The sequence below is a fragment of the Pseudomonas sp. G3-39 genome (assembly GCF_054790485.1).
On sequence record NZ_CP186497.1, the window covers coordinates 4,386,205 to 4,400,760 of the forward strand.

The 14,556-nt window shown below is 58.8% G+C and carries 9 protein-coding genes; 2 read left to right on the forward strand and 7 right to left on the reverse strand.

The features are described from left to right. The first annotated feature begins 32 nt into the window (after window positions 1-32). Window positions 33-758: a 4'-phosphopantetheinyl transferase family protein gene (locus ACOYXG_RS19665; protein WP_460353504.1), complete on the forward strand. Its 726-nt coding sequence runs from the start codon at window positions 33-35 to the stop codon at window positions 756-758. A 117-nt stretch (window positions 759-875) separates the two neighbouring features. Here the strand turns inward: ACOYXG_RS19665 and ACOYXG_RS19670 are convergent, their stop codons facing one another. After that, window positions 876-2,486, reverse strand: a complete 1,611-nt coding sequence (locus ACOYXG_RS19670; protein ID WP_460353507.1) for an ATP-binding protein — start codon at window positions 2,484-2,486, stop codon at window positions 876-878. Further along, a complete protein-coding gene (locus ACOYXG_RS19675; RefSeq protein WP_027612283.1) occupies window positions 2,483-3,205 on the reverse strand; it encodes a response regulator in 723 nt (240 codons plus the stop codon). Before ACOYXG_RS19675 ends, ACOYXG_RS19670 begins: the two co-directional genes overlap by 4 nt. 856 nt (window positions 3,206-4,061) lie before the next feature. Between ACOYXG_RS19675 and ACOYXG_RS19680 the strand changes: the two genes are divergently transcribed. After that, window positions 4,062-6,956 carry a ribonucleoside-diphosphate reductase subunit alpha gene (locus tag ACOYXG_RS19680; protein WP_096796807.1) on the forward strand — a complete coding sequence of 965 codons (2,895 nt, stop codon included), beginning with the start codon at window positions 4,062-4,064 and terminating at the stop codon, window positions 6,954-6,956. A 169-nt stretch (window positions 6,957-7,125) separates the two neighbouring features. Here the strand turns inward: ACOYXG_RS19680 and ACOYXG_RS19685 are convergent, their stop codons facing one another. The 5 genes from ACOYXG_RS19685 to flgB form a co-directional block, all read right to left on the reverse strand. Beyond that, window positions 7,126-11,010, reverse strand: coding sequence for a beta strand repeat-containing protein (locus tag ACOYXG_RS19685; protein WP_460353511.1), 3,885 nt, complete (start codon window positions 11,008-11,010; stop codon window positions 7,126-7,128). A 261-nt stretch (window positions 11,011-11,271) separates the two neighbouring features. Beyond that, complete coding sequence (flgE, locus tag ACOYXG_RS19690; RefSeq protein ID WP_097085783.1) at window positions 11,272-12,603, reverse strand: flagellar hook protein FlgE; 1,332 nt, start codon at window positions 12,601-12,603, stop codon at window positions 11,272-11,274. Between the two features lie 30 nt (window positions 12,604-12,633). Beyond that, window positions 12,634-13,362: a flagellar hook assembly protein FlgD gene (flgD, locus tag ACOYXG_RS19695; protein ID WP_096796810.1), complete on the reverse strand. Its 729-nt coding sequence runs from the start codon at window positions 13,360-13,362 to the stop codon at window positions 12,634-12,636. A 15-nt stretch (window positions 13,363-13,377) separates the two neighbouring features. Further along, window positions 13,378-13,821 (reverse strand): flagellar basal body rod protein FlgC, encoded by a 444-nt coding sequence (gene flgC / locus ACOYXG_RS19700; protein ID WP_007963049.1) that lies wholly within the window; start codon window positions 13,819-13,821, stop codon window positions 13,378-13,380. 3 nt (window positions 13,822-13,824) lie between these two features. Next, window positions 13,825-14,232: a flagellar basal body rod protein FlgB gene (flgB, locus tag ACOYXG_RS19705; RefSeq protein WP_007917581.1), complete on the reverse strand. Its 408-nt coding sequence runs from the start codon at window positions 14,230-14,232 to the stop codon at window positions 13,825-13,827. Between the last annotated feature and the right edge of the window lie 324 nt (window positions 14,233-14,556).

A 14,556-nucleotide genomic window follows, 5' to 3' on the forward strand; every position in this document is an offset into this window, starting at 1 on the left:
CCTTGCCCTTGCGAATCGGCAAAATGCCCGCCATGAATTCCAGCCCGCCCCTCCCCGCCTGCTGCACCCCACTCGACGCCCACTGGCCGTTGCCCAACGTGTTGCCCGAGACCGTGCTGCTCAGTACCCGTTTCGACCCGAAGCAACTGCTCGGCGATGACTTCCAGCGCAGCGCCATCGAGCCGCCGCCGAGCATTCAGCGCTCGGTGGCCAAACGGCAGGCCGAGTTTCTTGCCGGACGAATCTGCGCCCGGGCCGCGCTGCAGCAACTGGAAGGCTCAAGCGTGATTCCGGCGATTGGCGAAGACCGCGCACCGGTGTGGCCGGCGCATATCTGCGGCTCGATCACTCACAGCACCGGACACGCGGCGGCGATTGTCGCCAACAAGCGGCACTGGCGCGGCTTGGGCATGGATCTGGAAAACCTGCTCGAGACCGAGCGCGCCGAACGCCTGGCCGGAGAGATTCTGACGCCGCCGGAGCTGCAGCGCATGGCCGCCGGTGCGCGGGAACAACTGGCGTTACTGGTGACCCTGACGTTTTCGGTGAAAGAGAGTCTGTTCAAGGCGCTGTACCCGATTGTGCAGAAGCGTTTCTACTTCGAGCACGCCGAGGTGCTGGAGTGGACGGAGCAGGGTCAGGTCCGGTTGCGTTTGCTGACTGACTTGTCTGGCGAATGGCGTCATGGCACCGAGCTGGAGGCGCAATTTGGTGTGCAGGATGGGCAGTTGTTGAGTCTGGTCAGCATTCCTGCCTGAGGATTTTTCGGCGACTGTTGCACCGCCTTCGCGAGCAAGCCCGCTCCCACCCTTGAAATACATTCCCCTGTGGGAGCGGGCTTGCTCGCGAAGGCGTCATTTCTGCTGACACAAAACTCAACGGCGCTCCTGATTCCTCGGCCAACTCAGACTGAAACAAGCCCCACCCAGACTTTTGCTCTTGTTGATCAGCGCCCGACCGTCATGCCAGTGAATGATCCGCCGCACAATCGACAGCCCCAGCCCGTGCCCACCAGAGGCCCGGGTGCGGCTGTCATCCAGACGCAGGAACGGCGTGAAGATCCGTTCCCACGCCGACTCCGGCACACCCGGCCCGTCATCCTCGACATCGACCCGGCAGCGCAACTGCCCGACCTGATAACTCACCGTGACGTTAGAGCGTGCATGGCGCATCGCGTTGCTCACCAGATTCTGCAACGCCCGATGCAGGAAGCGCGGCTCGGCTTCGACCCAGGCGCCATCGTTGTCCGCCGCTGACAGGCACAACCCGCGCTGCACCGTGACCTCAGCACGCAACGGCGCCAGTTCTGCGATCACCTGATTGACCAGCGCATCGAGGTCAATGCGCTGAAAGGTCAGTGCCGGTGAACCCTGCTCCAGCCGCGCGTAAGTGAGCATTTCGTCGACCAGCTTATCGAGATCCTCGATGTCGTGATCCATGCCCTCGCGGTACTTCTCCAGCGCCTGCGGGGTGGTGGCCGAGCCGATCATCTCCAGCCCGAAACGCAGGCGCGCCACTGGCGTGCGTAGTTCGTGGGACACCGCGCGCACCAGCTCGCGCTGGATCGCCAGCAACTGCTGCAGATGCTCGGCCATGCCGTTGAACGCCGCCGCCAGCCGCCCGACCGAGTCAGCTCCGCGGGCCGGCACGCGGGTTTCCAGGCTGCCTTTGGCGATGCGTGTGGCTGCGGCTTCGAGACCGCGCAGACGCCGCTCGAGCTGACGCACCAACAGATAAACGATCAGACCGATCAGGCTCAGGCCCAAGGCAGCGATCAACACCAGCCATTGCGGCGGATATGGATTCATCTGATACAGCGGGCCGATCTCCAGCACCCACGGCGTGCCGACCATGCCGGCAAACACCCGGATCGAATCCCCGCCCTTGCCAAGCGCCATCACCGTATCGCCCTCGGACACGCGACGGCTCTGGTCTTCGTCCATGTCGGCCTCGTTGACCGTGACCAGCCGCAGATCAAAACCGAAGCCTTTCTCTTCCTTTAACTGCGCCAGTCGTTTGGGCTGTTCGCCGACCGGCACCCGTACCAGTTCATCGGCCAACAGATAAATAGTCGCGCGGGCCAATTGCTCGCTGATCTGCTGCACGTCGCCGGTGAGCACCAATTGTTCTTTATCACTGACCAGTCGATAGACCCGCGCCGCATGCGGGCCGGTCTGCTCCACCAAGGCCTGACCGCGCTGCACCCGGGCGCGCTGAGAGAGATCCAGATCGGTCTCGGAAAACTTCTTCAGCGCCAGCGGAATCCCCAGCAGACGCTCCCAGACCAACAACGCCCGATGGCGCTCGGTTTCGTTCATCGGTTGCAGGTTGTCGGCCATCAGCGAGAACGTGCCGTGGGCCAGGCGCTCGCGGTATTGCTCGCTGCGCACCTGATTGAGCAGGTGCAGTGCCAGCACACCGAGCACCGCCACCAGAATCAGCGCCGCGCACATGCCGCCATAGATGCGCAGGAAGATCGAATTCACAGCGCCAGATCCACACAGGCTTCAGGGACGAACAGATAGCCTTTGCTGCGGATGGTCTTGATCAGCCGCGGATGGTCGGGGTCATCACCGATTTTCGGGCGAATGCGCGAGATGCGCACATCGATCGAACGATCCTGGCCGTCGTAACCGATGCCGCGCAACGCAGTGAAGATTTCTTCGCGAGAGAGGATCCGCCCGGCATTCGACACCAGCAGCCAGAGCAGGTCGAATTCGGCGCTGGTCAGTTCGATGCCGCTGTCGCTGAGCCAGGCTTCGCGCAAGGCGTTGTCCACCACCAGCGGGCCGAATTGCAGGCGACGGCTTTTTTCCACGATTGGCTCGGCTGTGTCGCTGCGTCGCAGCAAGGCCTGAATCCGCGCCAGCAACAGCCGTGGACGCACCGGTTTGCACACGTAATCGTCAGCGCCGAGGTCAAGACCCTGAATCTGGTCAGCATCGTCGGTGCGCGCGGTGAGCATCAGGATCGGACCGTCGTAACGGTCGCGCACCTTGCGGCAAATGCTCAGGCCGTCTTCGCCAGGCAGCATCAGGTCGAGGATCACCAGATCCGGCTGCTCCTTGATGATCCGCGCCGCCGCCAGCGCGCCGTTGCCTTCGATCTCCACGCGCAATCCATTGGCTTGCAGGTATTCGCGGGTGAGTTCGGCCAGACGCTGGTCATCCTCGACTATCAATACCTGCCAGGCTTCTTGCTCCACCGGTGACCTCTGCTTGCTGTTTTTATTAATAAAGGAAGAACCGTGCGACGCAGCACAATCCATGTGGGAGCGAGCCTGCTCGCGAATGCGTCGGTAGGTTCAGCATCAATGTTGGCTGATCCAACGCTTTCGCGAGCAGGCTCGCTCCCACAGTTGTAGATCCTCCCGTCTTTTTGTCATCTTTCGGGAGGATAAGAATGGGTAAACACTGCCCGATTGTATAAACGGCGTACAACCAGAACACAAGTCGGCAAATGCGTTCGGACAAGGCGGTTTTTTGTGATAGGGTTCGCGCCCTTAAAAATCCGCTGAAGCGTTTTTCCCAAGTGAAAAGCAGTGACAAACGGTCTAGCTCAGCAGGTTCGCGGCCTACACGGGAATTCCTGGTTTCTTACACAATTTACGCACAGGTTTATCCACAGCTAGTACGTTGCAAGCCCTCTCGAAACGCATTATCTTGTAGCACGGCGCGAGGAGAGACCCTACATATAGGGTTTTACGCTCAGACGACCAACCACATTTCGGACCTGAAACTCAAGCGCTTTATTGCCAGTTTCCGGTTGAACCAAGCAAGTTTTTCAAAGCCCAAACCGCACTTGCGGATGGCGCCGTTTTTCAGGTCGGAAACGACCGGAACGGTACGGGTGTTGCAGTCATTACTGTCATCCGGGAAGGAATCCGGCTCGAGCCCTGGCTCGCAGCCAAAAACTTCGGCAAGGATGCGGCGTCATTAGCCTTTTTCCTACTGGTCCGAAGTTGTTATGCCCGACGCCCGTCGGTTGTAGTGCTTCGGACCAGAACGGTGAGCACCATGATGGTGCCCAAACAAACATAGAGAATGTGGAGATCACCCCCCATGCAAACCGACACAACTCGCGAGAACCCGCAGGGCACCTTGCCGCAGGCCGCCGATTCGAATTCGGATCTGGCCGCCACCGCGCCTGGTCAACTGCGCGTGATCAAGCGCAATGGCACTGTCGTTCCTTACACCGATGACAAGATCACCGTCGCTATCACCAAAGCGTTTCTCGCAGTTGAGGGCGGCACCGCTGCCGCTTCGTCGCGAATCCACGACACCGTTGCGCGCCTGACCGAACAGGTCACCGCGACCTTCAAGCGTCGCATGCCGTCGGGCGGCACCATCCACATCGAAGAAATCCAGGACCAGGTCGAACTGGCCCTGATGCGTGCCGGCGAGCAGAAAGTCGCTCGTGACTACGTGATCTACCGTGACGGCCGTTCGAAAGAACGCGCTGCCCACGCGCCGGTCGAAGCTGCGGTCGACGCGCACCCGTCGATCCGCATCACCCGCGCTGACGGCAGCCTCGCGCCGCTGGACATGGGCCGCCTGAACACCATCGTCACCGAAGCCTGCGAAGGCCTGGCTGAAGTCGATGGCGACCTGATCCAGCGCGAAACCCTGAAAAACCTGTACGACGGCGTGGCCCTGAACGACGTCAACACCGCACTGGTGATGACCGCGCGTACCCTGGTTGAACGTGAGCCGAACTACTCGTTCGTCACCGCCCGCCTGCTGATGGACACCCTGCGTGCCGAAGGCCTGGGCTTCCTCGAAGTGGCCGAAAGCGCCACTCACCACGAAATGGCCGACCTGTACGCCAAGGCACTGCCGGCTTACATCGCCAAAGGTATCGAGTTCGAACTGCTGAACCCTGTGCTGGCCACCTTCGACCTGGAAAAACTGGGCAAGGCGATCAACCACGAGCGCGATCAGCAATTCACCTACCTGGGCCTGCAGACCCTGTACGACCGTTACTTCATCCACAAGGATGGCGTGCGTTTCGAACTGCCGCAGATCTTCTTCATGCGCGTGGCCATGGGCCTGGCGATCGAAGAGAAGCAGAAAGAAGACCGTGCGATCGAGTTCTACAACCTGCTGTCCTCGTTCGACTACATGGCTTCGACTCCGACCCTGTTCAACGCCGGCACCCTGCGTCCACAGCTGTCGAGCTGCTACCTGACCACCGTTCCGGACGACCTGTCGGGCATCTACCACGCGATCCACGACAACGCCATGTTGTCCAAATTCGCTGGCGGCCTGGGCAACGACTGGACCCCTGTGCGCGCCCTGGGTTCGTACATCAAAGGCACCAACGGCAAGTCGCAAGGCGTGGTTCCGTTCCTGAAAGTGGTGAACGACACCGCTGTAGCCGTTAACCAGGGTGGCAAGCGCAAAGGCGCTGTGTGTGCCTACCTGGAAACCTGGCACATGGACATCGAAGAGTTCATCGAACTGCGCAAGAACACCGGTGATGATCGTCGTCGTACCCACGACATGAACACCGCCAACTGGATCCCTGACCTGTTCATGAAGCGTGTCTTCGATGACGGCAAGTGGACCCTGTTCTCGCCTTCCGAAGTGCCGGACCTGCACGACCTGACCGGCAAAGCCTTCGAAGAGCGCTACGAGTACTACGAAGCCCTGACCGAGTACCCGGGCAAGGTCAAGCTGTTCAAGACCATCCAGGCCAAAGACCTGTGGCGCAAAATGCTCTCCATGCTGTTCGAAACCGGCCACCCATGGCTGACTTTCAAAGACCCGTGCAACCTGCGTAGCCCGCAGCAGCACGTCGGCGTGGTTCACAGCTCGAACCTGTGCACCGAGATCACCTTGAACACCAACAAGGACGAGATCGCCGTTTGCAACCTGGGCTCGATCAACCTGCCGAACCACATCGTCGACGGCAAGTTGGACACCGCCAAGCTGCAACGCACCGTGAACACCGCCGTGCGCATGCTCGACAACGTGATCGACATCAACTACTACTCGGTGCCGCAAGCGAAGAACTCCAACTTCCGCCACCGTCCGGTCGGTCTGGGCATCATGGGCTTCCAGGACGCGCTGTACCTGCAGCACATCCCTTACGGTTCCGACGCTGCCGTCGAGTTCGCCGACAAGTCGATGGAAGCGGTCAGCTACTACGCGATCCAGGCGTCCTGCGACCTGGCCGATGAGCGTGGCGCGTACGAGACCTTCAACGGTTCGCTGTGGTCCAAAGGCATCCTGCCGCTGGATTCGCAACAGATCCTGATCGAGCAACGCGGCCAGAAGTACATCGACGTTGACCTGAACGAAACCCTGGACTGGGCACCGGTTCGCGCCCGTGTACAGAAAGGCATTCGTAACTCCAACATCATGGCCATCGCACCGACCGCGACCATCGCCAACATCACCGGCGTATCGCAGTCGATCGAACCGACCTACCAGAACCTGTATGTGAAATCGAACCTGTCGGGCGAATTCACCGTGATCAACCCGTACCTGGTTCGCGACCTCAAGGCTCGCGGTCTGTGGGACTCGGTCATGATCAACGACCTGAAGTACTACGACGGTTCGGTTCAGCAGATCGAGCGCATCCCGCAAGAACTCAAAGAGCTCTACGCGACCGCGTTCGAAGTGGATACCAAGTGGATCGTTGACGCCGCCAGCCGTCGTCAGAAGTGGATCGACCAGGCCCAGTCGCTGAACCTGTACATCGCCGGCGCCTCGGGCAAGAAACTCGACGTGACCTACCGCATGGCCTGGTACCGTGGCCTGAAAACCACTTACTACCTCCGTGCCCTGGCCGCGACCAGCACCGAGAAGTCGACCATCAACACCGGCAAGCTGAACGCTGTTTCCAGCGGCGGCAACCACGGCGACGATTCGGTTCTGGCAGCTCCGGCCGGCCCAGCGCCAGTGCCAAAGGCTTGCGCGATCGACGAGCCGGATTGCGAAGCTTGCCAATAAGCTGAGCCGGGTCAGGCGTCGCGAGACGCCTGATGCTTCCAGGCAAAAGAAAACCCCCGACAGACTTCTGGTTTGTCGGGGGTTTTCTTTTGGCAACCTAAAAAAACGGCAAAAAAACAGCGAGACCTGAATACAGGCTTCGCCGTTTTTTATGTGTGCAACGCCTTTGTCAGACTGCGAAAGACTCCATCATCGCTTGCCCTACGACAGGAATGGTGAAGGACTCACCGTTGTTGGTGAAAAAGGTTTCAATGGTGTTCCCCCCCTTGTACCAGTCTTTCAGGAATACGCCGGAGTCCAGGTTGCCGCTTTGCAGATCGGCGGCATTGAAGATGTAGGCGCCAAGGTCGTTCTGAACAATCCGCACATCACTGACACTTTGAATATTCTTGAGGGTGACGGTATCAACCCCCGAAGTGCCTGTGTCCTGGATGCCGACCATGGTTTTCGAGAACACGACATAGGTGTCACCGCCCTCTCCACCCAAGGCATCTCCAGAGCCGCGCAGGTTCAACGTATCAACGCCTGCACCACCCTGGAGTTCGTAGCCGTAACCGGTACCCGTCAAGGTATCGTTGCCGTCGCCACCATAAGCAATCCCTGCCGACACGGTTATGTTGTCGTTGCCAGCCTCGCCATAGAGAATGCTGCCAGTATCTTCATCGGCACTGCGCATAGTGTCGTTACCATTGCCACCGTAAAGCGTATCGGCCTGGACGCCGCTGATAGCGAGCAGTCCAAATGCACCGATATCAGTGGCAGTGCCGCCATAGATAAAGTCATCGCCTTCGCCACCATAGATGACATCGTTACCCGCTCCACCCTCAAGCTTGTTCGAATAGGCATTGCCTGTCAGCGTGTCATTGAATGACGACCCCATCAGATTATCGATGTTGATCAGTACGTCACCTTGAGCGTCGCCACCTGCGGCAGTGCCATCCAGCAAATTTATCTGAACGCTGCCAGTACTGGTCAAGTACCAGGCGCCATCACCTCGACCCACACCCGTCAGTAGATCGGCGCCAGCGCCACCTACGAAATTCTCCGCAGCTGCCGCACTTCCGGTAAAGCTGTCGGCTTGCGCAGTGCCTTGGTATATCTCGATCGAGGTGTAAATATCGCCAGCGGCCGCCCCCGTCAAAACAGGCGCCCCCAAATCAAGGGTGATACCTGCAGTTTCGTCAGCAAAGCTCACCATATCCATGCCGCTACCACCGTCGAAGCGGTTTATACCCGCATCCCCGACAAAAGCATCACTGAAATTCGAACCACTGATTGCTTCAATACTGGTGTAAACATCGCCAGCAGCAATTCCGGTATGTATCCCGGTTTTAGTGTTGAGGCTCACGCCCTTGTCGGCATCGGCATAACTGACCGTATCAAAACCATCTCCGCCATTGAGTTGGTCCGCCCCTGCACCACCGAACAACGTGTCATTTCCGGCACCGCCAGTAATGATGTTGTCGGAAGCATTACCACGACCGATGAAGTTGCCGACGCCGGTAAAGGTCAGACGCTCGACCTCATTGGCCAAGGTGGTGATGTTCAGCGTGGTGCGGACTTCGTCATCACCGCCACCGGCCATTTCCACCACGTTCTGGCTGGCCGAGCCGTTGATGATGTACACGTCATTGCCAGCACCGCCGTAAAAAGCCGTGGTACCCAGCGATGCCGTGAACACGTCGTTGTAGTTCGAGCCGATGATGGTTTCGAAATCGGAGAACGTATCGCCCTGAGCGTCGCCGCCCAGACCGGTACCCGAACGTGCAGCGGTCATGGTGATGTTGACGCCTTGCTCCGACTGCGAGTAGCTCAGCCGGTCGTTGCCGTTGTAGCCATCGAGATTGTCGGCAGCAGCGCTGGCAAAGAACGTATCGTCATAATTTGAACCACGGAAACTCTCGATCCCGACAAACGTATCGCCCGCTGCATACCCGGTATGCACACCCGTCTTCAGGTTCAGGGTTACCGCAACGCTGTTGGGTACGTCTTCATAGCTGGCAATATCGAAACCTGCGCCGCCAATCAGCTGGTCGGCGCCTGCGCCCCCCATCAGGATGTCGTTGCCGGCACCGCCGGTAATGACGTTGTCCGAGGCATTACCACGACCGATGAAGGTGCCGGAACCGGTAAAGGTCAGACGCTCGACTTCGTTGGCCAGGGTAATGGTGTTCAGCGTGGTGCGGACTTCGTCATCACCGCCACCGGCCATTTCCACCACGTTCTGGCTGGCCGAACCGTTGATGATGTACACGTCATTGCCGGCACCGCCGTAAAAAGCCGTGGTACCCAGCGATGCCGTGAACACGTCGTTGTAGTTCGAGCCGATGATGGTTTCGAAATCGGAGAACGTATCGCCCTGAGCGTCGCCGCCCAGACCGGTACCCGAACGTGCAGCGGTCATGGTGATGTTGACGCCTTGCTCCGACTGCGAGTAGCTCAGCCGGTCGTTGCCGTTGTAGCCATCGAGATTGTCGGCAGCAGCGCTGGCAAAGAACGTATCGTCATAATTTGAACCACGGAAACTCTCGATCCCGACAAACGTATCGCCCGCTGCATACCCGGTATGCACACCCGTCTTCAGGTTCAGGGTTACCGCAACGCTGTTGGGTACGTCTTCATAGCTGGCAATATCGAAACCTGCGCCGCCAATCAGCTGGTCGGCGCCTGCGCCCCCCATCAGGATGTCGTTGCCGGCACCGCCAGTAATGATGTTGTCGGAAGCATTACCACGACCGATGAAGTTGCCGACGCCGGTAAAGGTCAGACGCTCGACCTCATTGGCCAAGGTGGTGATGTTCAGCGTGGTGCGGACTTCGTCATCACCGCCACCGGCCATTTCCACCACGTTCTGGCTGGCCGAGCCGTTGATGATGTACACGTCATTGCCAGCACCGCCGTAAAAAGCCGTGGTACCCAGCGATGCCGTGAACACGTCGTTGTAGTTCGAGCCGATGATGGTTTCGAAATCGGAGAACGTATCGCCCTGAGCGTCGCCGCCCAGACCGGTACCCGAACGTGCAGCGGTCATGGTGATGTTGACGCCTTGCTCCGACTGCGAGTAGCTCAGCCGGTCGTTGCCGTTGTAGCCATCGAGATTGTCGGCAGCAGCGCTGGCAAAGAACGTATCGTCATAATTTGAACCACGGAAACTCTCGATCCCGACAAACGTATCGCCCGCTGCATACCCGGTATGCACACCCGTCTTCAGGTTCAGGGTTACCGCAACGCTGTTGGGTACGTCTTCATAGCTGGCAATATCGAAACCTGCGCCGCCAATCAGCTGGTCGGCGCCTGCGCCCCCCATCAGGATGTCGTTGCCGGCACCGCCGGTAATGACGTTGTCCGAGGCATTACCACGACCGATGAAGGTGCCGGAACCGGTAAAGGTCAGACGCTCGACCTCATTGGCCAAGGTGATGATGTTCAGCGTGGTGCGGACTTCGTCATCACCGCCACCGGCCATTTCCACCACGTTCTGGCTGGCCGAGCCGTTGATGATGTACACGTCATTGCCGGCACCGCCGTAAAAAGCCGTGGTACCCAGCGATGCCGTGAACACGTCGTTGTAGTTCGAGCCGATGATGGTTTCGAAATCGGAGAACGTATCGCCCTGAGCGTCGCCGCCCAGACCGGTACCCGAACGTGCAGCGGTCATGGTGATGTTGACGCCTTGCTCCGACTGCGAGTAGCTCAGCCGGTCGTTGCCGTTGTAGCCATCGAGATTGTCGGCAGCAGCGCTGGCAAAGAACGTATCGTCATAATTTGAACCACGGAAACTCTCGATCCCGACAAACGTATCGCCCGCTGCATACCCGGTATGCACACCCGTCTTCAGGTTCAGGGTTACCGCAACGCTGTTGGGTACGTCTTCATAGCTGGCAATATCGAAACCTGCGCCGCCAATCAGTTGATCGGCGCCATCGCCGCCGATCAACAGATCATTACCATCGCCACCATTCAAAACATCATTTCCCGCCAACCCGCGTATCTGATCATCGCCCGCAGAACCGATCAGATTATCGGCACCAGCGGTCCCGTTGATTATCGCCATTACATCGTCCTTGTGTTTTTGTGTTGGAAACTACGTTGAAAAACCTGGTAGGAGCTTCCTGATTTCCATATCGCCGTACAGTGTCCTGGCTCAATGAAGCAGGTTGTGCGAAGTTTTGACGCCAAGGTCCCTTACCGGGCAGGGCTGCAACTTCCACACCATAAATTCAGACAAACGGTACGATCGTGAATATGTTTAACCACAAGCATAAAAAAACCGACGCTCAAGGCGTCGGCTTTTTCATGAAGCGGGTAAACCCAATCAGGTCATCTGAATGATGGTCTGCATGATAGTGCTCTGGGTCGAAATGGTCTTGGCGTTCGCCTGATAGTTGCTCTGGCCCTTGATCAGATCCACCAGCTCGTTGGTCAGGTTAACGTTGGACTCTTCCAGCGAGTTGGACGCGATCGAACCCAGCGTACCGGTTTCCGGCGCATCGTAACCCGGGATACCCGAGGCAAAAGTCTCTTTCCAGCTGGTACCGCCGACCGCCTGCAAGCCTTGTTCGTTGGTGAAGCTGGCCAGCGCAACCTGGCCGATGGCCTTGCTCTGGTTGTTGCTGAAGTTGGCGAACAACGTGCCTGTGCCGTCGATGGTCAGGTTGGTGATCTGACCAGTGGCGTAACCATCCTGAGTCGGGATCGAACGGGCGGTGTCAGCGTTGAACTGAGTGGTCTTGGCCATGGATATGGTCACGCCATTGGTGTTGGCAGACGCGCCGTTTGGCGTGAAGGTGCCGTTGGTCACGGTACCCGGTACCCAGCCGGTCAGCTTCAGGTCGCTGCTGATGATCGGCTTGGTCGGATCTGCCGGGTTAGGCGTGCTGACCTGAGTGAGATTGCCCGAACTGTCGAACGTCAGTGTCGAAGCAGTCGGGGCGGTCTTGGTTGGATCGCTGCCGGTTGCATCTGGATTGCGCCCGTCCACCAGGGTGTAGACTTTCCAGGTGTTTTGGCCGGTTTTCACCATGTACTGATCCATGACGTGCGAGTTGCCCTGAGAGTCATAGATAGGCGTGCTGAAGGACTTGGTGTAGGTTTCGAGTTTTGCCGGGTCGAACTTGCCTGCCGCCGCTGTGTCGTCGATCACGGGTGCCGACGAGTTCAGGTTGATGCTCGAAGTCACCAACGAAGTCGACTTCGGCGCCAGGTTCGAGGTGTCGATCTTCAGGTCGGTCAACACGCCGTTGATGATCTTGCCGTTGGCGTCCACACCGTAACCCTGCAGACGCGAGGTGTAGTCGGTGTTGGTGATGAAACCGGCATTGTCGACCTTGAACGTACCGGCACGGGTGTAGGTGATCGAGCCATTGTTGCTCATGGTGAAGAAGCCGGAACCGTTGATGCCCATGTCCAGCACGTTACCGGTGTTGTTGATGTCACCCTGGGTGAACTGCTGGGACACGTTGGCCAGGCGCACGCCGTTGCCGATGACCTTGCTGCCGCTACCCAGGCGAGTGGCCGAATAGACGTCTTCGAATTCTGCACGGGACGATTTGAAACCGGCGGTCGCGACGTTGGCGATGTTGTTGCCGGTCACGTCCAGTTGTTTGTTGGCTGCATAGAGACCGCTAAGGCCGATATTGAAAGACATATTCCACTCCTTTGTGCCGGTTAGTCGGCTCTATATACCAATGGTTTGTACTTTGGACAGGGCGACGGTGCCCTTGCCGGACAGGTTGAGCATCAGCTCGCCACCGGTCTGGCTGATGGTCACGCTGTTGACCGTGGCTGGCAGGTAGGTCGCCAGATCGGTCGCGGTGCCATTGATCGAGGCGTTGGCTTTGACGGTGTAGGTCCCGGTCTTCACCAGATTGCCATCCTTGTCCTTGCCGTCCCAGGTGAAGCTTGCGCTGCCTGCGGCGCGACTGCCCAGATCGATGGTGCGAACCACCGTGCCGCTGCTGTCGGTAATGCTGACGGTGCCACCGGCAATCGACGACGGCACGGTGACCGAACCGGTCATGCCTTTGCTCGGGTCGTCCAATTGAACGGTGTTGGTCTGCACGATCACGTTGCGGCCAACCAGCGACGACGCCTGCAGGGCTTGCGAGGAGCTGTAGTTGCCGGCCAGCGAACTGACGGTGCTGTTGAGGGTGGTGATGCCCTCAAGACTGCTGAACTGCGCCAACTGTGCTACGAAGGCGCTGTTGTCCTGCGGATCAAGCGGGTTCTGGTTTTTCAGCTGGGTGACCAGCAGTTGCAGGAACGCATCCTTGCCCAGGGCTTTGCCGCCAGTGGCGCTGTTGGTGGCCGAAGCAATGCCACCGGTGGTCGTACTGCTCGTTTTCTTCGAGGAGTTCGCCAGGATGTCATTCATGCTCAGGCTGCTGGTGGTATCGGTAACGCTCATGGCAGTCGCCCCTTATTACTGACCGAGGGTCAGTACCTTCTGCATCATGGTTTTGGCGGTGTTCATCATTTCGGCGTTGGTCTGGAACGAACGGCTCGCGGAAATCATGTCAGCCATTTCTTCCACCACGTTCACGTTCGGGTAGTAGACGTAGCCTTTGGCGTCAGCGGCCGGATGGTTCGGCTCGTAACGCGCTTCGAGATTGCTCTGGTCTTCGACCACGCCAAGTACTTGCACGCCCTGCCCTGCGGCGTCCTGGCTCTGGAACAGCGAGTTGCTGCCAGTGTTCTGGCCGCCCTGGAACATGGTGGCGAACACCGGGTGACGGGCGCGGTAGGTCTGGTCGATGCTCGACGAAACGGTTTCGGCGTTGGCGATGTTCGAAGCCACGGTGTTCAGACGCGTGGTTTGTGCGCTCATGCCGCTGCCGGCAATGTTGAAAACGCTGGACAGGGACATGGATTACTCTCCGCGCAGGGCTGACACCAGCCCTTTGAATTTGCTGTTGAGCAGGGTGAAGCTGGCCTGGAAGCCGACCGCGTTTTCCGCGTAGTTCGACTGCTCAAGCTGAGCGTCAACGGTGTTCTGGTCGATCGAAGGCTGCATCGGCGTGCGATACATCAGCGACTCGTCGCCATTGCCCAGGCCTTCAGCTTCGATGTGACGGCTGTTGGTCATGTTCAGCGCGATGGTGCCGTTGGCGTTCTTCTGGGTCTGTGCTTCAAGCACCTTGGAGAAGTCCAGATCCCGAGCCTTGTAGTTCGGGGTATCGGCGTTGGCGATGTTGTTGGCCAACACTTCGGCACGCTGGGCGCGGAAGCCCAATGCCTTTTCGTGAATGCCGAGCGCTTTATCGAAGCTGATGCTCATGTCGGGAACCTTCGGGTGACCGGTTTTTCGTACCTGAGCTTTAGCAAGCGCCGTGCCAAACAGAACAACCCCCATAAACCGGGGCTTTGCGAGGAGCCGGCAAAGCGGCAATGCCAGAAAAGCGGCAACCGGTTTCCGCTGGCTGCCGCTTTTCTGCCGCTTGCGTGCTCTCGCCAACACCGGACAACTGTGGGAGCGGGCTTGCTCGCGAAGGCGTCGTGTCAGTCAATATTTGTTGTCCTGGCACACCGCCTTCGCGAGCAAGCCCGCTCCCACAGGGGATTTTGTGGTGCGTGAGGGAGATAATTCAGGCACAAAAAAACG

Bases quoted from the DNA above. Each gene is read 5' to 3' on its own strand.
- flgC (WP_007963049.1), bottom strand. From the start codon at position 13,821: ATGTCCCTGTCCAGCGTTTTCAACATTGCCGGCAGCGGCATGAGCGCA.
- flgD (WP_096796810.1), bottom strand. From the start codon at position 13,362: ATGAGCGTTACCGATACCACCAGCAGCCTGAGCATGAATGACATCCTG.
- ACOYXG_RS19665 (WP_460353504.1), top strand. From the start codon at position 33: ATGAATTCCAGCCCGCCCCTCCCCGCCTGCTGCACCCCACTCGACGCC.
- flgE (WP_097085783.1), bottom strand. From the start codon at position 12,603: ATGTCTTTCAATATCGGCCTTAGCGGTCTCTATGCAGCCAACAAACAA.
- ACOYXG_RS19680 (WP_096796807.1), top strand. From the start codon at position 4,062: ATGCAAACCGACACAACTCGCGAGAACCCGCAGGGCACCTTGCCGCAG.
- ACOYXG_RS19685 (WP_460353511.1), bottom strand. From the start codon at position 11,010: ATGGCGATAATCAACGGGACCGCTGGTGCCGATAATCTGATCGGTTCT.
- flgB (WP_007917581.1), bottom strand. From the start codon at position 14,232: ATGAGCATCAGCTTCGATAAAGCGCTCGGCATTCACGAAAAGGCATTG.